This window comes from Acinetobacter puyangensis (assembly GCF_900096995.1).
GTDB lineage: Bacteria > Pseudomonadota > Gammaproteobacteria > Pseudomonadales > Moraxellaceae > Acinetobacter > Acinetobacter puyangensis.
On the sequence record NZ_OANT01000014.1, the window covers coordinates 15267 to 38400 of the forward strand.

A 23134-nucleotide genomic window follows, 5' to 3' on the forward strand; every position below is an offset into this window, starting at 1 on the left:
TCACGAACACTTAAAACAGCTTTGTTTTTTAAATATTTTTAATTTTTGCATAGAAAATAGACGGTGGTGTTTCTTTAAATTGGCAAGATAAAATGTGACGAACTCAGCTGCATTGATCAATAGCGGTTTTGCTTTAGGCTATTTAAAATAGTTAGAGATAAAATTGACTGAGCATGATCATTTTCTGTTGTATTAAAATAACAATGATTGCATGTGCAAGGTGAACCATTATAATCACAGTTCGTTTTTGCATAGTGGAACGATCATCATGTCGGCAGGTTCACATCTGAATGATAAACAACAAGAGGCAATGCGCTATACCAAAGGGCCATTGCTGGTACTTGCTGGGGCAGGTTCAGGTAAAACCTCGGTCATCACCCAAAAAATTGCCTATCTGATTGAACAATGTAATATTCCGGCACATCGGATTACCGCAGTGACCTTTACCAATAAAGCGGCACGGGAAATGAAAGAGCGTGTGCTAAAACTGTTGAGTAAAGAACAATCTAAAGGCTTGAATGTCTCGACATTCCATACCTTTGGTTTAAACCTGTTACGTCTGGAACTCAAGCATACACCGCTGAAAAATAATTTTTCTATCCTCGATGCCGATGACTGCAAACGAATTTTGATGGATTTAATGCATCGCGATAATTTGGCAGGCGCAGAAAGTAAAGAACTGATTGCCAAGGCGATGAAAAAAATCTCCGACTGGAAAAATGATCTGATTCCACCGGAACAGGCACATGTCACTTGCGAAACACCGGAAGATGTTCAGCTTGCACACTTATACCAACTGTATGAGCGTAATCTACGTGCTTATAATGCGGTTGATTTTGATGATCTGATTGTGATGCCAACCCGACTGTTACAGGACAATGCCGAAGTGCGGGATAAATGGCAAAATCGTGTGCGCTATCTACTGGTGGATGAATATCAAGATACCAATACCGCTCAATATATGATGGTAAAACTGTTGGTGGGTGTCATGGGGCAGTTTACCGCAGTGGGTGATGACGACCAGTCAATTTATGCCTGGCGTGGTGCCAAGCCGGAAAATATGGCATTGCTGGCACAAGATTTTCCAAATTTAAAAGTGGTTAAACTGGAACAGAATTATCGGTCGACCAGTATTATTTTAAAAGCTGCCAATGCTGTCATTACAAACAACCCACATATTTTTGAAAAAGAGTTGTGGAGTGATAAAGGTCGTGGTGATGCGATTCGAGTCATTACCTGTCGTAATGATGATGATGAAGCAGAACGTGTGGTCAAGGATTTGATTACACATAAATTGATGAATGGTAAAAACTGGAAGGATTATGCGGTGTTGTACCGTGGTAATTTCCAGTCACGTGTGCTTGAAACACAATTACGCCAAATGCAGATTCCTTATAAACTATCAGGTGGACAATCGTTCTTTGCCCGGGCAGAAATCAAGGACGTCATGAGCTATTTGCGTTTGATCATTAATCCGGAAGATGACAGTGCCTTTTTGCGGATTATTAATACACCAAAACGTGCGATTGGTCCTGTAACACTGGAAAAGCTGGGGTTATTTGCGCAAGATAATCATTTGTCTTTATTGGGTGCAGCATCTGATCAGCGTTTAGCCATGGTTCTGCCCAAAAAAGCCATGACACAATTGCATGAATTTGGTGAGTTTATTGAGAACTTTACCCGTGAGCTGCATGATCATGATGATCCTGTACCTTTGGTTCGTCAAATGATGAATGAAGCAGGTTATATTGATTATGTACGTGAACAGGCAGCCACACCAGCACAGGAAAAAACCAAGCTGGATAATATCGAAAGTCTATACACCAGTATCCAAAGTCTGATTAATAAGGCTGATGATGTTGATGATCGCAATATTGAAAGTGCGATTCGTAAACTGGTGTTGATCGATATGCTGGAACAACAACAAGAAGCCGAAGATATTGATAAGGTCAATTTGTTGACGTTACATGCGGCCAAAGGTCTGGAATTTCCTTATGTGTATATGATGGGACTGGAAGAAGAGTTATTGCCACATCGTAACTCGATTGCAGCCGATACCATTGAAGAAGAACGACGTTTGATGTATGTGGGAATCACCCGAGCCAAGCAAGGTTTGACACTGACGCTTGCTGAGCAGCGTAAAAATGGTGGGCAAATGAAACAGATGAACCCAAGTCGTTTTCTTGATGAACTACCCGCAGATGAAATCGAATGGCTGGGTCGTAAAAAACCGGCAAATGCAACGCAGGTTGATCCGGTGGAACAAGCAAGACGAGCATTGGAAAATCTTAAAGCTTTGCGTAAAAGATAAGATGCATTTTTTGAAAGGATATTGAAGAGAGATTTATGAAAGTACAAGTCAAAGTTTTGGATGAGCGTTTAGGTAAACTATGGGATATGCCCAACTATGCCACCACGGGTTCGGCCGGACTGGATTTACGCGCCTGTCTAGATGAGGCAGTGAGTATCGAACCGGGACAAACAGTATTGGTCAAAACTGGTTTGGCGATTTATATTCAGGATCCGAATTTTGCCGGTCTGGTTTTACCTCGTTCTGGTTTGGGACATAAACATGGTATCGTTCTGGGTAATCTAGTCGGTTTAATTGATTCCGATTATCAGGGTGAGTTAATGGTATCGGTATGGAATCGTGGCCAAAATACCTTTGTATTGGAACCGGGTGAGCGTTTGGCACAATATGTGGTCGTGCCAGTGCAACAGGTTCAGTTTGACCTTGTTAGTGAATTTGCGGCTTCAGAACGTGGTGCTGGCGGCTTTGGCCATACTGGTAAGCATTGATTATTCTAAAAGCACAGCAGTTCTGAAATCAAATCAATACTAAAATCGGGTATTGATTTGATAAATTTTTCAGTATGATCACAAGGATAACGGTTTAGAATGATATTCAGACAAAGCACGAGATGGCTTGTCTGTCCTTATGATTGAAGATTTTATTGTGAATCAACTTGCTATTACAACAAACATATCGCCCCAGTGGGCTGTACCTCGAAAAATTTTCCGTGCTTATGATATTCGTGGGCATGTCGATCTTTTAACCGCAGAATTGGTTTATGCCATTGCGTTGGCTTTGGCGACCAATTATCGGGAACAACAACAAAAACAGGTGGTTTTGGGCTATGATGCACGTTTAAGCAGTCCCAAAAATGCCGAAATGATGGCACAAGCTTTGATCGCTTCTGGTCTTGATGTCATAGAAATTGGCTGTGTTAGCTCGCCATTATTGTATTTTACCGCATTACAACATGGTGGTAATGGTATCATGATTACCGCAAGCCATAATCCCGCACATGATAATGGCATTAAATGGCTAATCAAGGGCTTACCACCATCTCCGGCACAAATACAGCAGGTTGCAGACCGAATTGAACAACAGGATTTTATTCAGGGTAACGGTTGCCTGACATACGACTCAGCATTACCGTACTATATTGACTTTCTACAGCATGATATTTGCTTGCCAAAAAATTTAGCCATTAGTCTGGAAGGATTGAATGGTTCGGCAGGTGCTATTGCATTGGCTGTTTTACAACAGTTTGGATGTAAGGTTGATGCTTTACATTGCCATGCAGATGGTCATTTCCCTTTAGGTGCACCGGATCCGAGTCATCCTGAACGCTTACAGGCATTGGCTCAATCGGTGATTACTCATCAATCGCTTATTGGGATTGCACTGGATGGTGATGGCGATCGGCTGGTGGTGGTTGATGAACAGGGTGATTATGTCAGCCCTGATCGTTTACTTTGCCTATTTGCCAAAATTTGTTTATTACAACATGCCGATGCAGAAATCGTCTGTGATGTAAAATGTTCCAGTAAGATTGGGCAAATAGTTCGGCAATATGCAGGACAATTAACCATGATTCGTACCGGCAGTAGTTTTTTACGCAATTATTTATATCATCATCAGGCGATTTTTGGCGGCGAGTTTGCAGGGCATTATGTGTTTAATGATGGACGGGGCAAAGGCTTTGATGATGGTTTATATGCAGCTTTGCGGTTACTGGAATATTTAAGCGCAACTGGCCAATGCCTGAGTCAGATACTGGCTGAATTTCCTGAACGGGTGGCAAGTAAGGACATTTACATTGCCTGTGAAGGTGTCGATTGTCAGCAAATTCTGGCACAAATTGAACAATCTATTGATTTAAATACACTACATTTATGCAAAGTTGATGGAATAAGACTTGATTTTCCATTTGGTTTTGGCATTATCCGTCCATCGAATACGGGTGAATACTTTACTGTGCGATTTGATGCCGATAGTCCGGCGCATTTTGATGAAATTCGTCAAATTTTTGTGACCGCTTTACAATACGAATTTCCAGCCATTGCACAGGCAATCACCCAGATCACTTATTGAGGAGATGTTCATGTCAGCAAATCAACCTGCAATTGACAAAGCGACGGTTCTTACGGAAGCTTTACCTTATATTCAACGCTTTGCAGGTAAAACCATTGTAGTGAAATACGGTGGTAATGCCATGACAGATCCGGAGCTTGAGCGTTCTTTTGCCCGTGATATCGTGTTGTTGAAAACTGTCGGCTTAAACCCTGTGGTGGTACATGGTGGTGGTCCTCAGGTTGATCATTTTCTTAAACAACTTGGGCGTGAGTCTGATCGTATTGACGGCATGCGAGTAACCGATGAAGCCACTATGGAAGTGGTGGAAATGGTGCTGGGCGGTAGTGTCAATAAATCAATTGTCAATCTGATTAATCAGCATGGCGGCCGTGCGATTGGTCTAACTGGTAAAGATGGCAATCTGATTCGTGCCCGTAAACTGCTGATGGAAAAACAAAATGAAGATGGTTCTATACAGAAAATCGATCTGGGTATGGTCGGTGAAGTGGTTGGGGTAAAAATTGATGTGATCAATATGTTCGTCAATAGTGATTTTATTCCGGTTATTGCACCGTTAGGCGTTGATGAAGAGGGCAATAGCTATAATATCAATGCCGATCTGGTGGCGGGTAAAGTGGCTGAAGCACTGGGCGCAGAAAAGTTGATTTTACTCACCAATATTCGTGGTGTATTGGGTGCAAATAAGGAATTATTGACAGGATTGAACACCCATGATGTGGATGCCTTGATTGCAGATGGTACCATTCATGGCGGTATGATTCCCAAAGTGACCTGCGCACTTGATGCAGTAAAAGGTGGCGTTGGTAGCTCGGTCATTGTCGACGGTCGTGTGCCACATGCGACTTTATTGGAAATCTTCACTGATCATGGTGTTGGGACTTTGATTTCCAATCGCTTACACCATAAAGCATAAGGGTTATTTGATAGAGCAAATTGTATTGTTACGATTTGCTCTATATTTATCGTATCGCTTGCTAAAATAACTAAAAATATTGACTAGAAAAATCAATGATACAAGTAGTAATCATTATCGTTTGTTGTTAGACTTGTTTTGCTTCATATGTTGCGTTGCTGTCTTTTAAATATAATCTTTTAGATGCAGATGAAATGGTGAAATCGTTAACAACCAATAAAACTGATCATAACCTGAAAATTAGCCAATTTTATGCTGAAAATTATCAATGGCTATATGGCTGGCTATGCAAAAATTTGCGATCTCATAATCATGTAGAAGATATTTTACAGGATACTTTTTTAAAAATTTTTGTATCTCCCGAGCGTTTGGAGAAAATCAAGGAACCTCGCGCTTATTTATCCGTGACTGCCAAAAGTATTATGATCAGTCAGGCTCGGCGCAAGAAAATTGAAAATGACTATTTAAAATATCTTGCAGAACAGCAGCAACTAGAGGTTGATTATTCTCCCGAAGACTTGGTGATAGTGACAGAAACCTTGCACCGTATCGTTTGTGCATTAAGTGGTCTGGAGCAACGGCCGCGACAAGTGATGATGCTGCATTACTTGCATGGGATGTCACAAATGACGATTGCTGAAAAGTTGGGTATTTCCAGAACCACAGTACAAACCGACTTAATTAAAGCTGTGATGTCTTGTCATCGTTTGATGCAACAGGATTAATGTATAAACAAAAATGATAGAACCTGATCAGCCCCAACCAGATGTGACAGACAGCAAGGGAGAAGATGAGCTTTTACAGCAGGTTGCCGAGTGGCTGGTGAAAATGAGTGATGAGGATTGCTCAGAGGAAGATCGGCAGGCTTTTCTGGCATGGCAGAATCAGAATCCACATCGACGGCAACTGGTTGAGCAGGTACAGGCAACATTACAACAATTTACCCAGATACAACATAGTAATTCGCAACAGCTTTCAACACAAATTATTGAAGATACCCTGAATGATGACAGCCTGAACCATCGTGGTTATTCGTCGGGAATGTTGCGTTCAGTGATGATATTTTTATGTAGTGGTCTCATCATCGCCCTGATGGCATGGCAAATGCTGCCAATGCACGACTGGCTGGCCGATCGTCGTAATGCATATAATCAATGGACAGTGCAGTCCTTGTCAGATCGTAGTGAAATCAACATTAGTGGCAAAACTGCATACGATATTGATTTTGACCAAGCGCAACGTCTGATTAAATTGTTTAATGGCAATATTCTGGTTGATGTGGCAAAGGACGCACAGCGTCCCTTTGTAATTGAAACCAAATATGCCCGTATCACTGCTCTGGGCACGCGTTTTATTGTTCAACATTATGAGCATGCGACAATATTGATGATGTTGGAGTCGAAAACCAGTGTTGAATTATCGGGTTCAATCGCTGGATCAACCGAAAATATTGTGGTAGAGGCAGGGCAGCAAGTGATCATTGATGCACAGGGGATACATCCAAGCCACCAAATCTCACCTGAATTACTAGAAAGTGCATGGCAAAAACGCATGCTCGTCATTCATCAAATGCCACTGGATCAGGTGCTGGGCATATTGCAAAGTTACCAAAATAAGCGCTTAAGTTATGATGACAAACAATTGCAACACATCATCGTCAATGCGACCTTGCCACTCGATGGCGATGCTTTGCAATTGTTGCAACAGAGTTTACCGATTGAGGTACAGCCAGATTTTTTAGGGCGAGTGAAAATTACCGAAAAAAAATAAAAAGATGATGGCATCTAATACAAATCTTTTTAATATTGATCATAAAAGCAAGATATCGCTTTAATTATGAAAAATTTTTAAAAATAAAAAATTATAAAAAACAGTTAATTATAAAAAACATAAAAATATTTTAAGTTTTGACCAATCAATTTCGATTTTCATGCGTCCTATCCAATGAAAAAGATAAATGCTTATCGTTTTACTTTGCGTAACGTTATACTATCTATATGGGGCAACCATGATGAAAAAGCCGAATCCGTGTAAGAATTTTATTTTAAAACCCGTTGTACTTTCTATCCATCTTGCTTTTGCCAGTAGCTTTGTATTTGCCACCTCTAGTGCAACCGCCGGCAGTACCGAAAATATCCAGCAATATGCGATTGCGGCAGGGGATTTATCGCAGGCATTGAACCAGTTTGCAGTACAGTCCGGTGTGGCAATCTCGACGGAAGGTAAGGCGTTGACTGGCTTAACCACCAAGGGTTTATATGGAAACTATCGGGTTGAGCAGGGTTTAACTATTTTATTGCAAGGTACACCTTTTACAGCCCAACCGACCCAAGTTGGTTATATCTTGATTGGAAAAAATGACAATGACAAAGTGCAAGCTCGGGATATGGGGCAGTTAAATCCGATTGATGTGACTGCCAGAGGAACAGCAAATGGAAACGTGACCCAATTACCTGTAATTACTGTAAATGCAGAAATTACGGATGCTTCGGCTGATCAAGGCTATGTTGCCAAAAAATTAAAACAGGTCGGACCCTGGGGCGAAAAATCGTTACAGGATACGCCTTATTCGATGAGTGTGATGTCTAGTGAGCTTATTGAAAATACTGTTTCTGGTGATCTGGACCAGATGTTTAAAATGAATCCTGTTACGCAAAGCTCTGCTTTAACCACGGTCTGGGGATACCCTGTTGCTAATATTCGTGGTTTTAGTACCAGTGCAGGTATAGTCGATGGTATGCGCCTTTCTTCTTATACGTATGGCTTAAGTACAGAAGAAATAGATCGTGTTGAAATCATGAACGGCTTAACAGGGTTTATGTATGGTGCAGGTAATGTTGGGGGAACAACAAACTATATTATCAAGCGTCCCACACAAGAAAAGCTAGCCAATCTCACCCTAGGTAATTATGGCAATCAACAATGGTTTGGTCATATTGATTTAGGCAATAAAATTGATGAGGAAGGCCGGTGGGCTTATCGATTTAATGCCGCTTATCAAAATGGTGAAACATCAAAAGATGATCAAAATGTAGAGAAGCGACTAGTAAGTGGTGCTTTAGACTGGCAAGCGACAGATGAATTATTATTACAAGTACAAGCAGCACACAAATTCTGGCGAGTTGACCGTCCTGATAATCGTTTCTATGCACAAGGTATAGATTACTGGCCCAAAGCATATGATAACAGTAAAACCTTTTCACCATCATGGACATACAATCAGACCGAAAGTGATCGCGCCGGTATAAATGCAACATGGCAAATCAATGATATTTTTAGCCTTAGATCAGCTTATCTATATAAAAAAGATACCCGGGAATTTGTAATTATTTACCCAATATTTACTCCTAATGGTTGGACTATGTACAAACCAGGAAAAACTACGCCATACGATACCATCTCTCAGGGAGTATATAGCTATCTCGATGCGAAATTTAATACCGGAACAATTCAACATAAACTCACAGTAGGATTTTCGGGAGATAATTATCAGGAGAAAAAATATACCAATAGTTATGTTCAAGATATTGATTCTGCTTATGTCACCCCAAGTCGTTTAACAGCTGATCAACTGATGAGTTTAAACTCACCAAACTTTTCAACGAATTATGGTACTCGCTATAAAGCGACAGATAATACCAATAAAAATATTATCATTGGCGATGAAGTGATCTTTAATGATCAGTGGAGTGCGTTATTAGGTATTAACTACACAAAACTGAATGTCAAAAGTTATAGTACATCTGGTGCAGTCGCTTCTGGATACAAAGATTCGGCGGTTACGCCTACATTTTCCTTGATTTTTAAACCATTTGAACAACTTACAACTTATGCTAGTTATATGGAAGGATTGGAGCAAGGGAGTTCTGTACCTACAACCAAAAATGAGAATGATGAATATCTATATAATGATCCAGGTAAAATTTTTGACCCTTATATTAGTAAACAATATGAATTGGGTGCCAAGTACGCCTTTGCAGATAATTTATTATTAAGTTCGGCATTGTTCCGAATTGAAAAGGCCAATTCTTACGAAGAGGCAGCTTCAAATGGTAAATTAACCTTGAATCAAGACGGTTTACAAATTCATCAAGGCATAGAGTTAACATTGACCGGTAAAGTAACTGATAATCTGACAGTAATGACAGGAGGAACTTTAATGGATCTAAGTGTAGATAAAGCGACAAATGCAAATCTTAAAGGCAAAAAACCAGTAGGTGCAGCTTCAACTTTGGCAAAGATATATGCAGAATACAATCTTCCTTTTATTGAAGGCCTATCGTTGACAGGTGGTGTATATTACACAGGTAGCAAATATAAAAATAATACGAATACCCAAAAAGTTGATGGCTACACTTTGCTTGATGCTGGAGTTCGCTATAAAACACAAATTGGACAATATCCTACAACATTAAACTTAAATGCGACCAATCTGACCAATAAAAACTATTGGTCGTCAGAATGGCAGCTGGGCGCACCCAGAAATATTGCTTTCTCAGTTAAAACCCAGTTTTAATTGTTAACATAAAATCCTTTCTTGAATTATGTCATGGTTCAAGAAAGGACCTATAGAATTGGATAATTTTTTGAAACGATGTGACTTATTTAAGCACGAAGAAATAATTAGTGTAAAAAAACAACAGACCAATGAATCTTAAAGTAAAAAATTCATTTTTCCCTTGACGATAGCGGTAAATATTCATAATATTCGCCACACGGAAAGCGGATGTGGCGGAATTGGTAGACGCACTAGTTTCAGGTATTAGCGAGTAAAATCGTGGGAGTTCGAGTCTCCCCATCCGCACCAATTAAATAATAAAATCAATAACTTAAATTTTTTGGCGTAAATTTAACGCAAATCTAAAGTTCTCTATCATTTAAAAGTAATCTCATCATTTGCATACTGTCATCAATTGCTCATCGAATCGTCATTGATTTGTCATCGCTTTTATCTAGTGTTGGATAAAAATGAGGAGTACAAATTATGTTGGAAAAATTCAATCAGTACCGTCAAACGCTTACTTCACCGCGACTAAAAAATAAAAATAACGCTACGCAATTTCGTTTTGAATGGGTCGATGACCTAAAACAGTTGCGTCAGGTTCAGCAATTCAGAGCCAAACAATTTGCCGATCAATTCGGAATTTCTTTTGAGCAGGGGCTGGATCAGGATGTTTATGATTTCGGCTGTGAACATGCCGTATTACGGGAAAAATGGTCTGGAGAGATTGTCGCATATACCCGGTTAAAACAATTTAAAGGACATGAACTGGCACAAAGTTATAGTGCGCAGGAATTTGATGTGGTATCCCGATTGTCACATTTACCCAATATTGTCGAAGTCGGCCGTACCTGTGTGCATCCACAATTTCGTTCCGGTAAGGCATTATCGATGTTATGGTTAAATCTTGCACCAAAAGTTTTATGGGGCATGCGGGCGAAATATCTGATGGGCTGTGTCAGTATCCGTTTGGAGGATAATCTGGCCCGTGCTTATCATACCCATCGTTATTTACAGCAATTAGATGCTTCACAAAGCATCAATATTCAGTCAAAACAGCAATTCGAGCCAAATATACCGAGCCATAGTTTTGCGCAGGATGAACGCATTCCAAAGTTATTCGATGCTTATTTGAGTATGCAGGCAAAACTCTCAAAGCAAGCCTATTATGATAAAGATTTCAATTGTTTGGATTATTTTGTGTTTTTAGAAGTGAATCAGGTTGCCAAGTCATTTGTTATGAATAAAATGATTAAAAAATAGGTTTTATATATCTTTTATAGATAAGTATATATGGATTGAAATTTGCATCCCTATTTTTGCTCATGCACAATATAAGCAGAAATAAGGGTTAAATGAAATCTATGTGTCAGTTATTGGGAATGAATTGTGCAACACCTACGGATATTAATTTTTCGTTCCGTGGGTTTTCTCAACGCGCAGGTATTACTTCAGACCATTCAGATGGTTTTGGTATTGCTTTCTTTGAGGATAAAGCATGTCGATTGTTTGTAGACAATCAATCGGCTGTGGATTCTCCTTTGGCTGAATTAATCCGTAATTATCCGATTAAATCCCGAAATGTGATTGCACATATTCGTAAAGCAACACAGGGTAAAATTAATCTTGAAAACTCGCATCCATTTATGCGGGAGTTGTGGGGCCGTCAATGGATTTTTGCCCATAATGGCGATTTAAAGGATTTTAATCCTGTATTAAGCGGGCGTTATCAGCCAATTGGTGATACAGATAGTGAAGTGGCGTTTTGCTATATTCTGGAGCAGCTTTCTTCCCGCTTTGGTGGTGTTCAACCAACGCTGGATGATATTTTTGCATGCTTGGCAGAAATTGCCCCTCAGATTGCAGAGTATGGGACCTTTAATTTCTTTTTATCCAATGGTCAGGCATTATTTAGCTATGCAACCACCAAGTTACACTGGATTATTCGTGAGTATCCATTTCAAAATGCACATCTGATAGATGTCGATATGGATATTGATTTTAGTACAGTGACTACGCCTGATGATCGGGTAGCAGTGATCACCACCGAACCGCTGACCAATAATGAAACATGGCAGGCTTATCAACCGGGTGAGATGATTTTGTTTAAAGATGGAAAAATAGAAAAGCAGGCATTGACCATAGTAAAACGTTTACAACGTGAACGGCAAGATCCAAGTCTAATTCGTAAAACCAAAGCAGATATTTATTAATAAAAAGTAGGGTGTTATTGGCAAGTTTATTGCTTAATTGTCAATATATCTTCCCTACTAACTTATTGAATTGGTTAAAAAATACTTTAGCCTTTTGCTCAAGATTTACTGTTAATTCCATAATTTAATTCAGGAATTTTTTAGGATCTGCCTTTTTGGGTAATTCTTAGTAATTTACTTGTTTTTATTTAAATTTATTTAACAGTACCATGGTGCTTAGTGAGGCAACATAGGTCTGATCTCCATGGCAATGAAATGGTTAAGTGAATACGATACTGGTATCGAAGTGATTGATGAACAACACAAACGTATTGTGGATTATATCAATGATCTTGAAGATGTATTATCAATGGGTAATTATCAACGCTTTCAGATTCAGGACGTTTTGAATAATATTATAGATTATACCCAATCGCATTTTACCTTTGAAGAAAGTTTGCAGGAAGAAGCGAACTATAAATATCGTGTGCCACACAAACGTGTTCATGACCTGTTTATTCGTAAAGTTGAAAGTTATCGTGAGCGTTTCAATGCGGGTGAGTCGATTGAACAGGAATTGCATCAATTATTATGTAGTTGGTTAATTAATCATATTAAACATGATGACCGTGACTACGTTGGCGCAGTAAAAGAAAATATGATTGGTATTATCAAACAACACGAGAAGAAAAAAGGGAAAAGCTGGTTTGCTCGTTTTTTTAGTTAAACCGAAAATAACGAAATGGACTTTGGCTTCGCGCGGCAAATCATTTAAATGATTTGCTTTTTTTATGTCTGAAAGTTTTGCTTTTATGAGGTTTGAAAGGCAAAATACGCTTAAGTTTTTTATTGCAATTGCAAAAGAGGCATCATGCAAGACCAGCGCACTTCTTTCTGGACAACTCCTATTTTAGCCTTTTGTTTATCTTTATTGTTAAGTGTATCGCTTGCCCCAGCGTTGGGGCTGGTTGATTATCAACAATATGATTTTTGGCTATTTTGGGTGTTTTCCATGTTGATTTTGGCTTTGCCATTTACAATTTTAGAAATAGCTTTGGCAAAACGCGCACAATCTACACCGCTTCAAGCTTTTGTCAAATTAACCCGCGAAGCGGATCGCAGTACCAGATGGCGCTTAATTGGCTGGGGTGCAGTGGTTTTTATTCCTTTTTTGGCTGGTGGAATTTTAGAGTTTGCAGCTCAGCATATTGATACGCAGTTCACGTTGCCATTTTCTCATAGCATTTTGCTATTAATTTGTGCCGTGGTTGCAGTAGCCTTATCATTGTTACCTCGCCTGATTTTATTCATTGCCTTGTTCGTTGCGACATTGGCTGTGATCATCATTGGCGTGCTGTCCAATACCGTACATACATGGCAATGGACAGCATTCGAATTAAAAGAATGGGCAAAAGTGGTGACGCTTACATTGGTAACCGGTGGTTTGGGACTGGGGCTTTATTGGCAAAATGCGGTCAATGCGGTCAAAACTGAGCAGAAAGCGCTGCCTGTGGTTTTACCAATATGGCTCGCGCAGGTCTTGGGACTCGGTGCATTTATATTTGTGAGTAAAGTTCATTCTAATCTGCATGCGGTGGTTTTGCTGATTGCTGCCGTGATTCTGGCCGGGATTTTTTTACAGTATGTCCGTGAGCAATTTTTAGAGCGTCAGGTCTCTATTGTGATTCAGGCAATCATACTGTTACTGCCAATTTTGGTTTGGGCAATTCCTCAAGCAAGTTCAGCTTTTTATGATGTGGTGATTTTTTTCGGATTAGCCCTTTGTTTTGCTCATGCAGTGTTTGCCGGTTGGTTAATGAAAATTAGTCATTTGCGTAAATCAATTAATTTTTCCAGTGAAGCGAGCTACAATGTCTGGCGAGTGCTGATTCGTATTATTGTTCCACTTTCCATTATTTTGGCATTGATTGGCTGGATTATGGCATTGACGGGAGTTTGATTTGAGCTTGGCAAAAGTATGGGTTGTCTATTGTGCTGAAGATCAGCAATATGCAATTCATCTTCCTTTTCTACAAGGAATGACGGCTGCACAGGCTTTGACACAAAGCCAGTTGGCGCAAAAAGTGATATTACCTGAACCTTTGCAGCTGGGTGTTTTCGGTTTAAAAATTAAGGATCCGGAACATTATCTGTTAAGTGCAGGAGATCGATTGGAGATTTATCGCCCATTAAAAATGAATCCTAAAGAGGTGAGACGAAAGCGCGCAGCACAACATCCTGTTGGACGTTTTAGTCGGGGTAATCAATGGCGTAAGCAGCAAAAAACCACTGAATAATTCAGTGGTTTTTTTATGGGAGAGGGTTTATTGACTTAATGGTATTTTATATCAATCAAGTTGAAACATTGCTTATTCTTCAGGATAAGCGGCTTTTTTCAAGGCCTTGATGTCTGTGGTCGGTGAGCACAAGGAAATGAAATCATAGCCGTAACCACGCAACAAATGACCTTTTCTAACGGCAATCCATGTGGTATTGACACCAAAGATATCGGTATTGATCTGCTTTAAGCGGTGGTCGCGTTCTGCATCATAGGCCAGACTGTTAACGATTCCGACACCCATGCCCAGTTCAACATAAGTTTTAATGACATCGGCATCCAGTGCTGCCATGACGATATCCGCTTCTAATCCGGCATCATCAAAAGCTTTATCAATTTTTGATCGTCCGGTAAAACCACCATGATAGGTAATGAGTGGATAAGCGGCTAAATCGACAAGAGAAATTTGACTATGCTGGGCAAGCGGATGATCCTTCGGCGTAATCACCGAATGTTCCCATTGATAGTAGGGTGTACTTGCCAGCATTTCTTCAGCAGTTAAGGATTCAGTTGCGATCCCGATATCAGCTTCGCCCTGTAATAACATTTCGGTAATTTCAGTCGGGCTAGCTTGTTGCAGGATCAGATGCACTTTTGGAAACAGTTTTTTAAACTGACTGACAATCGGGGGTAATACATATCTGGCTTGGGTATGCGTGGTCGCAATGGTTAAGGTTCCTTCATCTACACGATTAAAGTCGTCTGCCAGACGTTTGATATTATCCGCATCCACAAGCATGCGTTCAACAATATTTAATAACGCTTGGCCGGGTTCGGTTAAACCCAATAAGCGTTTGCCTTTACGGATAAAAAGCTGAACACCTAACTCATCTTCAAGGTCTTTAATATGTTTACTCACACCTGATTGTGAGGTGTAGAGTGCTGCGGAGGCTTCGGTCAAATTATAATTTTGACGCACTGTTTCCCGAATAATACGGAGTTGTTGGAAATTCACTTTAATCTCTCTCCCAAATGATGAGCGTTACACCATTTAAGTGTGTGGTTACGCATATTGCGCTGCATCAAATAAATGGAAATTTGTTGCAGTAATCCAGACAGTTTGTTGACTGCGTAATTTTAAAAGGTCTGATTGTTCAGGCGTTAAGGAAATTTCGATGAGACGCCCATCCTGATCCTGTAACTCGGCACGGATATCGCCAGCAATCCAGACTTCACGTAGGAAATTGGCTTCTATTGCATTGTCGTGCGGTGCAGTATGAATGTGCAATTCATTTGGACGGGCAAATGCAATGATATTGCCATCTTGCGTTTCTGAATGTTGCGGCAGAATAATCTGATTTTGACCAAGTTGTAAGGTATTGTGTTGTAAAGTACCATCAAAACGGTTGGCTTGTCCCAGAAAATCAAACACAAATGGACTTGCAGGATGATCATAAACTTGACGAGGCGTGCCAATTTGTTCAACCTGACCTTTGTTCATGACCACAATCTGATCGGCAACTTCCAGTGCTTCTTCTTGGTCATGTGTAACAAAAATAGAGGTAATATGTAGCTCATCATGTAGGGTACGTAACCAGCGACGAAGTTCTTTACGAACTTTGGCGTCCAATGCACCAAAGGGTTCATCCAGTAACAATACACGGGGTTCAACGGCTAATGCCCGTGCCAGTGCAATACGCTGACGTTGACCACCAGAAAGCTGGGCAGGGTAGCGATCAGCCAGAAAACCAAGTTGTACCAAATCCAACAGGCGTGTCACACGTTTTTTGATTTCGGCTTCATTGGGACGTGTAGCACGTGGACGCACCCGTAATCCAAATGCGACATTGTCAAACACGGTCATATGGCGAAACAGGGCATAGTGCTGGAACACGAAGCCAACTTGACGGTGTCGGACATGCAGGGTTGTGGCATCGTGACCTTCTAACAATACCTGACCTTGATCAGCTGATTCCAGACCTGCAATGATACGCAACAGGGAGGTTTTACCGCAGCCTGATGGGCCTAGTAATGCAACCAGTTCACCTTCCGGGAAATCCAGTGTAATGTCTTTTAACGCATGGAATGCACCAAAATGTTTATTAATACCTTTAACTTGAATACTCATTTTTTTATCCTAAACTGTTAAACCAAGGTTGATTTTTAGTCCTAATCTTTATTGCGAAGCTTGATCATCATGTTGTAATGACTGCTCTTGACGATATTCGATCCAAGATTTCACAATTAAGGTGACAATGGCCAATAATGCCAACAGGGTTGCTACTGCAAAAGCGGCACTAAAACTATATTCGTTATAGAGAATCTCTACATGCAGAGGTAATGTATTGGTTTCTCCACGAATATGGCCGGATACCACGGATACCGCACCAAACTCACCCATTGCCCGTGCATTACATAGAATTACGCCATATAACAAACCCCATTTGATATTGGGTAATGTCACATTCCAGAAGGTTTGCCAGCCTGAAGCACCGAGTACAATCGCTGCTTCTTCTTCTTCTGTACCTTGAGCTTCCATCAGTGGGATCAATTCACGTGCGACAAAAGGAACCGTAATAAAGACTGTGGCCAGCACAATGGCAGGAACCGCATACAGAATTTTGACATCGTGATCCTGTAACCACACGCCCCACCAGCCTTGTGTACCAAACATCAGGACCAGCATTAAACCGGCAATCACTGGTGATACAGAGAACGGGATATCGATTAACGTGGTTAATAATGATTTCCCTTTAAATTTGAATTTGGCCACAGACCATGCTGCTGCAATACCAAATACGACATTTAAAGGCACTGCAATGGCAGCAGTCAGTAAAGTTAGTTTCACCGCAGATAAAGTATCGGGTTCCACCAAGGCTCTAAAAAATACCTCTATCCCTTGTCGAAATGCTTCAACAAATACCAGAACCAGCGGTAACAACAGGCAACTGGCAAAGAAAATCAGTGCAATTGTCAGTAAAATATAACGGACAATGGTCGGTTCACGGGTTGCATCACGAGATTGTAATTTAGTGGCTAAAGAACTGTTAACTGAACTCATTGTGCTGTTCTCCCAGTACGACGGCTTGCCCAAGTTTGTAATAGGTTGATGACCAGTAAGAATAGAAAGGAAATCACCAGCATCACTGCCGCAATTGTCGTTGCACCGGCATAATCATATTCTTCTAGGCGAGAAATAATCAAAAGCGGTGCGATTTCTGTTTTGAATGGTTGGTTCCCTGCAATAAAGATGACAGAACCATATTCCCCAACACCACGGGCAAAAGCAAGGGCAAAACCAGTGAGTAGCGAGGGTAGTAAAATAGGCAGAATCACTTTGGTAATGGTTTGAAAGCGATTTGCGCCGAGTGCACTTGCTGCTTCTTCAAGTTCAGTTTCAATGTCTGCAAGAACAGGTTGTACGGTTCGAACCACAAATGGAATCCCGATAAAAATCAAGGCCAAGGTAATCCCAATTGGGGTGTACGCAATTTCAATTCCAATTTTTTCAAAGTATTGTCCAACCCAGCCATTTTTTGAATAGAGAGCTGTTAATGCAATACCTGCTACCGCAGTGGGTAGGGCAAATGGAAGATCAACCAATGCATCGATAATTTTTTTACCAGGAAAAGTGTAACGAACCAGACACCATGCCAATAACAAACCAAAAACAACATTCACCCCGGCCGCAATCAGCGCAGTTGAAAAACTGAGTTGTAATGATTTTATAATACGTTCCGAACTCAGAATTTCCCAAAAACCATCCCAGCCTATACCCAGTGATTTGATAAAAACCGCGGATAGCGGAATAATTACAATCAAAGATAAATAGGCAAGAGTAAAGCCTAGCGATAGTCCAAACCCAGGAATAACACGGGATTGACGAGACATGGTCGCTCCTTAATAACCTTAAATGTTATAAAAATTAATTTTGATAAGCTGTCAGACCCCAAATGGCTATACAGCAAAATTGAAATGTTGATGCGTGTTAAAATATTCAGTATCTATTTTATGACTACACATCGAAATATTGTCCATGTAGTGCAGGAGTTCTGGCCAGTTGCCATAACCTGATGCGACATTGATATGACCTGCCAAGCCTTGATTGATATATGGAATATTCCATAATTTAGAATAATCAACGGCTTCAGCATAACTTAACCATGGATCATTTTCACTGATAATCGTCAATGCGGGAACATTGATACTGAAATTTTGAAATAATGAACTTAATTGCTCATTCGGTGTTGCAAAACCGTGTTGGCTGAATCGTGCTGGATTTGCTGGGGCAACCAGCAAGATCTCATGTATCCAGCGACTCAGGTTCGGATATTGATTTAAGGCAGCAATTGTTGTTAGGCAACCAAAACTGTGCGCCACGATACGTACAGGACGAGTCAGTTGATGCACATGCTGATAAAATTGATCAACCCATTGATTGAGAATCGGTCGATTCCAGTCTTGTTGTTCAACACGGGAAGAGTCAGAAAGATGACGTTGCAACCATGATTGCCAATGGTCTTGATCACTACCGCCTACACCAGGAACGATGACAGTATGTAAATGATTCATCTTCAACTCCTCCCGCCACATATTTACAATGGCTTGGTTTGTATTACTTAGTATTGTTTGCTTTTACAATTTGATCAAAGACACCGCCATTGTCAAAGTGTAATTTTTGTGTTTTCGGCCAGCCACCAAATTCTTTATCGATTGTCACCAGTTTTAATGGTTTAAATACATTGCTGTATTTTTTCAGAATTTGCTGATTACGAGGACGATAATAATGTTTCGCTGCAATTTCCTGACCTGCTGGTGAATAGAGATAATTTAGATAACCTTTTGCCAGATTAACATTACCTTTTCGCTCAGCATTTTTCTGTACGATGGCAACAGGTGGCTCTGCCAGAATAGATAAAGTTGGGGTAATAATTTCAAATTTGCCCGGTTGCTCGCGAATGGCAAGATGTGCTTCATTTTCCCAAGCCAGCAATACATCACCAATACCACGTTCTGCAAATGTTGTGGTTGAACCACGTGCACCTGAATCTAGAACTTTGGTATTTTTATAAATTTGACGTACAAATTCCTGTGCTTTGGTATCATTACCACCTGCTTGATGTTTTGACCATGCCCATGCAGCAAGATAATTCCAGCGTGCGCCACCTGATGTTTTTGGATTTGGTGTAATGATTTCTACGCCTGGTTTAACGAGGTCACCCCAATCTTTGATTCCTTTTGGATTACCTTTACGTACCAAGAAAACAATCGTAGAGGTATAAGGCGTTGAGTTGTCAGGTAACAGTTTTTGCCAGTTTTCCGGCAATAATTTTGCCTGTTCTGCAATCACATCAATATCTGCTGCAAGTGCCAAGGTCACGACATCGGCATTTAATCCATCAATCACTGCACGGGCTTGTTTACCTGATCCACCATGCGATTGGCGGAAATTTACATCCTGCTTGGTTCTATCTTTCCACCATGCACCAAAAGATTTGTTAAAATCATCATAGAATTCACGGGTTGGATCATAAGATACATTTAGGAAATCTTTTGCAGCAAATGTGGTGCTGGATAACCCCAGTAAAGCAATTGCGATACCTGTTTTTAGTTTTGAAAAATTCATGTGCCACTTCTCCTGATTCTTTTGTAGCAAGCTTATTTGCAATAAATTGTTAAGCCTGTGATGTGAGTGCAGCATATGCAATTTTTTAATCCATAAAAAATAATAAAAAATGTATTTAATATGAAAAAAAGTGATTTGTAATTTTGGGTAATTTTGAAATCATGACAAAATTGAATAAGCTTGGAAGAAAAAGTGTTATATCAGAAAAATGGAAATATTGTAAATCAACATATTGTTTCTATTGAAGATAGAGCGTTTTTATATGGTGATGGTTGCTTTACAACAGCACGCTTGAAAGCAGGTGAAATTATGCTATGGGAAAGACATTTGCATCGCTTGCAGCAGGCAGTTACTGCATTAAGAATGAATTGTGATATAGATTGCATAAAAAAAGATAAAGATCGCTTTCTGAAACATTTAGCCAATAATGCAACCGGAACCATAAAAATTGTCGTTAGTAGAGGCGAATCACAGCGAGGTTATGCTTTGCCCAATCAAACTGCCGATATTTATTTTTATTATTATCCGGTGTCGAATCATCTGACTCATCCGGTCATACTGGAGAAGGTCGGGATCATTGCAGAAACACTGGCAAGTAGTTTTGCCCCATTAAAAGGGATTAAAACCTTAAATCGCCTTGAACAGATCATGTTAAAAAGTATGGCGATGCAGCAGCAATGGGATGAAGCGTTGTGTTTTGATGCAGAGCAAAATTTGGTGGAAGGGATTTCCAGTAATTGTTTTGTATTCATTGATGGCATATGGCACACCCCCGATTTACAATGTACAGGTATTGATGGCATTATGCGCCGGGAAATTTTGGCACGTATGCGATACTATCAAATTCCACATCAAGTCCGTATGATTGGCAAAAGCGAAATTCCGCAGATTGATGCTGGATTTTTGTGTAATGCGTTACATCCTATGCACATCATGGGACAGCTGATGCTTGATCAGGACATTGTGCAATCGTTGGATCGGCAAAAATGTCTGCAATTATTTGACTTGTTACAACTTAAAGAATTGGTTTAATGTTTTATGGCAAAATCTAAAAAGACAGGCGCAAAGCAATCAAAAGTATTTGCTCAAAAACGTCGATTTAAAAAACCAGTTATCATTTTTGTTCTTCTCTTTATTGTTGCGGCAATCTGGGTTTTGTCACAAAGTTTATTTAAGAATTATCCTGTAAATAACAAAGTGCAATTATTGGCGATTGATAAGGGAGAAACTTATTCTGCCTTCATTCAACAACTTGCTGATCAGGAAAAAGTTAAATTTCCGATAGTTTTAAAACTTTATCAGAAAATTTTTATTCATGATTCTTTAAAAGCCGGGGTTTATCAGGTTCATCAAGGCATGAGTATACGTCAGGTATTGGTGATGCTCAGTGATGCCAATAACGCACAAATGAATCGTATTGCAGTGATTGAAGGCACGACATTCAAACAATTAAAGAGCAAACTCAAAGCGGATGCCAATGTAAAGAATACTATTCTAGGTTTATCCGATGCCGAGATCATGAAAAGTATCGGGGCAGAATACAGCCATCCTGAAGGATTATTTTCACCGAATACTTATTTCTTTGCCAAAGGCGAAACAGATCTCAATATTTTAAAAGAACTCTATCAGCGTCAGATTAAGGCACTTGATCGGGCTTGGAGCAATCGTGCGCCAGATTTACCGTATAAGAATAAATATGAAGCTTTGATTATGGCATCTATTGTTGAGAAAGAAACAGCACTGGAAGAAGAGCGTAGGCAGGTTTCAGGCGTATTTGTGCGTCGTTTACAAACGGGTATGCGCTTACAAACCGACCCAACCGTTATCTATGGCATGGGGGATAAGTATCAGGGCAATATCCGTCGTGAAGATTTAAGAACGCCAACGTCTTATAATACTTACACTATGCATGGTTTACCACCAACGCCAATCGCTTTGCCAAGTGAACGATCTATTGAGGCAGCCTTGCATCCGGATCAGTCCAAAAATGTCTATTTCGTGGCAACAGGTAATGGCGGACATAAATTCAGTGAAACACTGGAACAGCACAATCAGGCGGTAAGAGAATATTTGGCTGTATTACAGCAAAAACGTCAAGCCAATTCAAATTAAACCAACTCAGGACAATACACATGTTTATCAGTTTTGAAGGTACAGAAGGTGTAGGTAAAAGCACTTTAATCGCTACATTACATCAAATCCTGTCACAACGTTATGCGGTGGTATTGACCCGTGAACCTGGCGGCACCCCGTTGGCCGAAAAAATAAGAGAAATCCTTTTACAGCCAGATCAGGAAAAAATGTCCGATTCAACCGAGTTATTATTGATTTATGCAGCTCGTGCACAGCATGTCGAACAGGTGATTTTACCGGCACTACAGCAAAATAAAATCGTGTTGTGTGATCGATTTGTGGATGCCAGTATTGCCTATCAATATGGTGGACGCGGTATGGATCGAGGGAAAATCGATATTCTCACCCAAAACTTTGTCAAACAATTACCTGCAATTACCTTTTGGTTGGATGCTCCTGTGGCACTAGGTTTGCAACGTGCGCAAAAGCGGGGAGAACTGGATCGTTTTGAGCAGGAAAAACTTGAGTTCTTTAATGGAGTGCGTGTGGCATATCAGGAACTGGCAGAACAAGAACCCGACCGTATTATCCGTATTGATGCAACACAGCAACCCGAAGATATCGCGGCTCAAGCATTAGCACAGATTGAACAGCGCTTAAAACATCCAGAAACATTTGGCTAAATATAAAAAATATGGCTAGTTATTATGGGGATAATAACTAGCCCTGCTCTGGAGAAGTATTTATTTTAATTCTCTATTTTAGTTATCTAGATCAACTCTTAATTACCCTATGAACCAATGAATTATTAAATATATCAATAAATTCTGAAAAATCTATAAGGTGATAAAGCGTTAATCCTTATCATCAGTATAATGAAGTTTGGCATTTGAACTATTGCATAAGATTTCAAATCAACTGAATTTTTATCTTGTAAAAAATTAAATAAAACGAGTATTTCTAATCATTAAATTTAGATTTTCTAATGAATGGTATATTTTATATACAACTATTATTGGTTTTGGTGTGTTCAGCAATTCTTCAAAATCTTGACAAAAATAGTCAAAATTAGCAAAAAGTGACAATTTTTTTAAATATAGTGAAATGATAAATAAATAGAAGTAAAAATTGGCGGTATAAGAAATTAAATAAAGAAATATTTAATCG

At 39.9% G+C, this 23134-nt stretch carries 21 protein-coding genes and 1 tRNA gene; 16 read left to right on the forward strand and 6 right to left on the reverse strand.

Translation table 11 applies throughout. The features are described from left to right. Window positions 1-268: 268 nt before the first annotated feature. The 13 genes from CRO21_RS16155 (at window position 269) to CRO21_RS16215 (ending at window position 14287) form a co-directional block, all read left to right on the forward strand. Window positions 269-2311, forward strand: a complete 2043-nt coding sequence (locus CRO21_RS16155) for a UvrD-helicase domain-containing protein (RefSeq protein ID WP_097080345.1) — start codon at window positions 269-271, stop codon at window positions 2309-2311. A gap of 35 nt (window positions 2312-2346) precedes the next feature. Then, a complete protein-coding gene (gene dut, locus CRO21_RS16160; protein WP_097080346.1) occupies window positions 2347-2799 on the forward strand; it encodes a dUTP diphosphatase in 453 nt (150 codons plus the stop codon). Window positions 2800-2983: 184 nt separating this feature from the next. Next, entirely contained in the window at window positions 2984-4381 is a 1398-nt protein-coding gene (locus CRO21_RS16165; protein ID WP_378235027.1) for a phosphomannomutase/phosphoglucomutase, read from the forward strand. Window positions 4382-4391: 10 nt separating this feature from the next. Beyond that, entirely contained in the window at window positions 4392-5297 is a 906-nt protein-coding gene (gene argB / locus CRO21_RS16170; RefSeq protein WP_097080348.1) for an acetylglutamate kinase, read from the forward strand. A gap of 194 nt (window positions 5298-5491) precedes the next feature. Further along, window positions 5492-6022 carry a sigma-70 family RNA polymerase sigma factor gene (locus tag CRO21_RS16175; RefSeq protein ID WP_097080349.1) on the forward strand — a complete coding sequence of 177 codons (531 nt, stop codon included), beginning with the start codon at window positions 5492-5494 and terminating at the stop codon, window positions 6020-6022. Between the two features lie 13 nt (window positions 6023-6035). Beyond that, entirely contained in the window at window positions 6036-7067 is a 1032-nt protein-coding gene (locus CRO21_RS16180) for a FecR family protein (RefSeq protein ID WP_097080350.1), read from the forward strand. Window positions 7068-7305: 238 nt separating this feature from the next. After that, a complete protein-coding gene (locus CRO21_RS16185) occupies window positions 7306-9813 on the forward strand; it encodes a TonB-dependent siderophore receptor (protein WP_213064433.1) in 2508 nt (835 codons plus the stop codon). 206 nt (window positions 9814-10019) lie between these two features. Beyond that, a tRNA-Leu gene (locus CRO21_RS16190) sits at window positions 10020-10104 on the forward strand. A gap of 177 nt (window positions 10105-10281) precedes the next feature. Further along, window positions 10282-11061, forward strand: coding sequence for a GNAT family N-acetyltransferase (locus CRO21_RS16195; protein ID WP_097080352.1), 780 nt, complete (start codon window positions 10282-10284; stop codon window positions 11059-11061). 101 nt (window positions 11062-11162) lie between these two features. Beyond that, window positions 11163-12011 carry a class II glutamine amidotransferase gene (locus CRO21_RS16200; protein WP_097080353.1) on the forward strand — a complete coding sequence of 283 codons (849 nt, stop codon included), beginning with the start codon at window positions 11163-11165 and terminating at the stop codon, window positions 12009-12011. Between the two features lie 244 nt (window positions 12012-12255). Further along, window positions 12256-12717 carry a bacteriohemerythrin gene (locus CRO21_RS16205; RefSeq protein ID WP_097080354.1) on the forward strand — a complete coding sequence of 154 codons (462 nt, stop codon included), beginning with the start codon at window positions 12256-12258 and terminating at the stop codon, window positions 12715-12717. 144 nt (window positions 12718-12861) lie between these two features. Further along, a complete protein-coding gene (locus CRO21_RS16210; RefSeq protein ID WP_097080355.1) occupies window positions 12862-13950 on the forward strand; it encodes a hypothetical protein in 1089 nt (362 codons plus the stop codon). A gap of 1 nt (window position 13951) precedes the next feature. After that, window positions 13952-14287, forward strand: a complete 336-nt coding sequence (locus CRO21_RS16215) for an RnfH family protein (RefSeq protein ID WP_213064434.1) — start codon at window positions 13952-13954, stop codon at window positions 14285-14287. 72 nt (window positions 14288-14359) lie between these two features. Here CRO21_RS16215 and CRO21_RS16220 read toward each other — a convergent pair whose 3' ends face one another. The 6 genes from CRO21_RS16220 to CRO21_RS16245 form a co-directional block, all read right to left on the reverse strand. Next, on the reverse strand, window positions 14360-15283 hold the full coding sequence (locus CRO21_RS16220; protein ID WP_097080356.1) for a CysB family HTH-type transcriptional regulator: 924 nt from the start codon (window positions 15281-15283) through the stop codon (window positions 14360-14362). 48 nt (window positions 15284-15331) lie between these two features. Beyond that, on the reverse strand, window positions 15332-16396 hold the full coding sequence (locus CRO21_RS16225; RefSeq protein ID WP_097080357.1) for a sulfate/molybdate ABC transporter ATP-binding protein: 1065 nt from the start codon (window positions 16394-16396) through the stop codon (window positions 15332-15334). A 48-nt stretch (window positions 16397-16444) separates the two neighbouring features. Then, window positions 16445-17329, reverse strand: a complete 885-nt coding sequence (gene cysW, locus CRO21_RS16230) for a sulfate ABC transporter permease subunit CysW (RefSeq protein ID WP_097080358.1) — start codon at window positions 17327-17329, stop codon at window positions 16445-16447. Further along, the gene (cysT, locus tag CRO21_RS16235; RefSeq protein ID WP_097080359.1) at window positions 17326-18159 is read right to left on the reverse strand and encodes a sulfate ABC transporter permease subunit CysT; all 834 of its coding nucleotides are present in this window, start codon (window positions 18157-18159) and stop codon (window positions 17326-17328) included. Before cysT ends, cysW begins: the two co-directional genes overlap by 4 nt. 66 nt (window positions 18160-18225) lie before the next feature. Then, the gene (locus tag CRO21_RS16240) at window positions 18226-18840 is read right to left on the reverse strand and encodes an RBBP9/YdeN family alpha/beta hydrolase (RefSeq protein ID WP_097080360.1); all 615 of its coding nucleotides are present in this window, start codon (window positions 18838-18840) and stop codon (window positions 18226-18228) included. Window positions 18841-18883: 43 nt separating this feature from the next. Beyond that, window positions 18884-19894, reverse strand: coding sequence for a sulfate ABC transporter substrate-binding protein (locus tag CRO21_RS16245; protein ID WP_097080361.1), 1011 nt, complete (start codon window positions 19892-19894; stop codon window positions 18884-18886). A gap of 192 nt (window positions 19895-20086) precedes the next feature. On the opposite strand from CRO21_RS16245, the gene pabC reads away from it, so the two are divergent. From pabC to tmk, 3 genes are read left to right on the forward strand one after another with little or no spacing between them, the layout of a single operon-like run. Further along, the gene (gene pabC, locus CRO21_RS16250; protein WP_171294078.1) at window positions 20087-20926 is read left to right on the forward strand and encodes an aminodeoxychorismate lyase; all 840 of its coding nucleotides are present in this window, start codon (window positions 20087-20089) and stop codon (window positions 20924-20926) included. 6 nt (window positions 20927-20932) lie between these two features. Further along, the gene (mltG, locus tag CRO21_RS16255) at window positions 20933-22006 is read left to right on the forward strand and encodes an endolytic transglycosylase MltG (RefSeq protein WP_097080363.1); all 1074 of its coding nucleotides are present in this window, start codon (window positions 20933-20935) and stop codon (window positions 22004-22006) included. 20 nt (window positions 22007-22026) lie between these two features. Next, the gene (gene tmk / locus CRO21_RS16260) at window positions 22027-22650 is read left to right on the forward strand and encodes a dTMP kinase (protein WP_097080364.1); all 624 of its coding nucleotides are present in this window, start codon (window positions 22027-22029) and stop codon (window positions 22648-22650) included. Window positions 22651-23134 lie beyond the last annotated feature (484 nt).

What these genes read in the sequence shown, in the direction of transcription:
- CRO21_RS16155 (WP_097080345.1), top strand. Translation starts at nt 269, where the DNA reads ATGTCGGCAGGTTCACATCTGAATGATAAACAACAAGAGGCAATGCGC.
- dut (WP_097080346.1), top strand. Translation starts at nt 2,347, where the DNA reads ATGAAAGTACAAGTCAAAGTTTTGGATGAGCGTTTAGGTAAACTATGG.
- argB (WP_097080348.1), top strand. Translation starts at nt 4,392, where the DNA reads ATGTCAGCAAATCAACCTGCAATTGACAAAGCGACGGTTCTTACGGAA.
- CRO21_RS16175 (WP_097080349.1), top strand. Translation starts at nt 5,492, where the DNA reads ATGGTGAAATCGTTAACAACCAATAAAACTGATCATAACCTGAAAATT.
- CRO21_RS16180 (WP_097080350.1), top strand. Translation starts at nt 6,036, where the DNA reads ATGATAGAACCTGATCAGCCCCAACCAGATGTGACAGACAGCAAGGGA.
- CRO21_RS16185 (WP_213064433.1), top strand. Translation starts at nt 7,306, where the DNA reads ATGATGAAAAAGCCGAATCCGTGTAAGAATTTTATTTTAAAACCCGTT.
- CRO21_RS16195 (WP_097080352.1), top strand. Translation starts at nt 10,282, where the DNA reads ATGTTGGAAAAATTCAATCAGTACCGTCAAACGCTTACTTCACCGCGA.
- CRO21_RS16200 (WP_097080353.1), top strand. Translation starts at nt 11,163, where the DNA reads ATGTGTCAGTTATTGGGAATGAATTGTGCAACACCTACGGATATTAAT.
- CRO21_RS16205 (WP_097080354.1), top strand. Translation starts at nt 12,256, where the DNA reads ATGGCAATGAAATGGTTAAGTGAATACGATACTGGTATCGAAGTGATT.
- CRO21_RS16210 (WP_097080355.1), top strand. Translation starts at nt 12,862, where the DNA reads ATGCAAGACCAGCGCACTTCTTTCTGGACAACTCCTATTTTAGCCTTT.
- CRO21_RS16225 (WP_097080357.1), bottom strand. Translation starts at nt 16,396, where the DNA reads ATGAGTATTCAAGTTAAAGGTATTAATAAACATTTTGGTGCATTCCAT.
- cysW (WP_097080358.1), bottom strand. Translation starts at nt 17,329, where the DNA reads ATGAGTTCAGTTAACAGTTCTTTAGCCACTAAATTACAATCTCGTGAT.
- cysT (WP_097080359.1), bottom strand. Translation starts at nt 18,159, where the DNA reads ATGTCTCGTCAATCCCGTGTTATTCCTGGGTTTGGACTATCGCTAGGC.
- CRO21_RS16240 (WP_097080360.1), bottom strand. Translation starts at nt 18,840, where the DNA reads ATGAATCATTTACATACTGTCATCGTTCCTGGTGTAGGCGGTAGTGAT.
- CRO21_RS16245 (WP_097080361.1), bottom strand. Translation starts at nt 19,894, where the DNA reads ATGAATTTTTCAAAACTAAAAACAGGTATCGCAATTGCTTTACTGGGG.
- mltG (WP_097080363.1), top strand. Translation starts at nt 20,933, where the DNA reads ATGGCAAAATCTAAAAAGACAGGCGCAAAGCAATCAAAAGTATTTGCT.
- tmk (WP_097080364.1), top strand. Translation starts at nt 22,027, where the DNA reads ATGTTTATCAGTTTTGAAGGTACAGAAGGTGTAGGTAAAAGCACTTTA.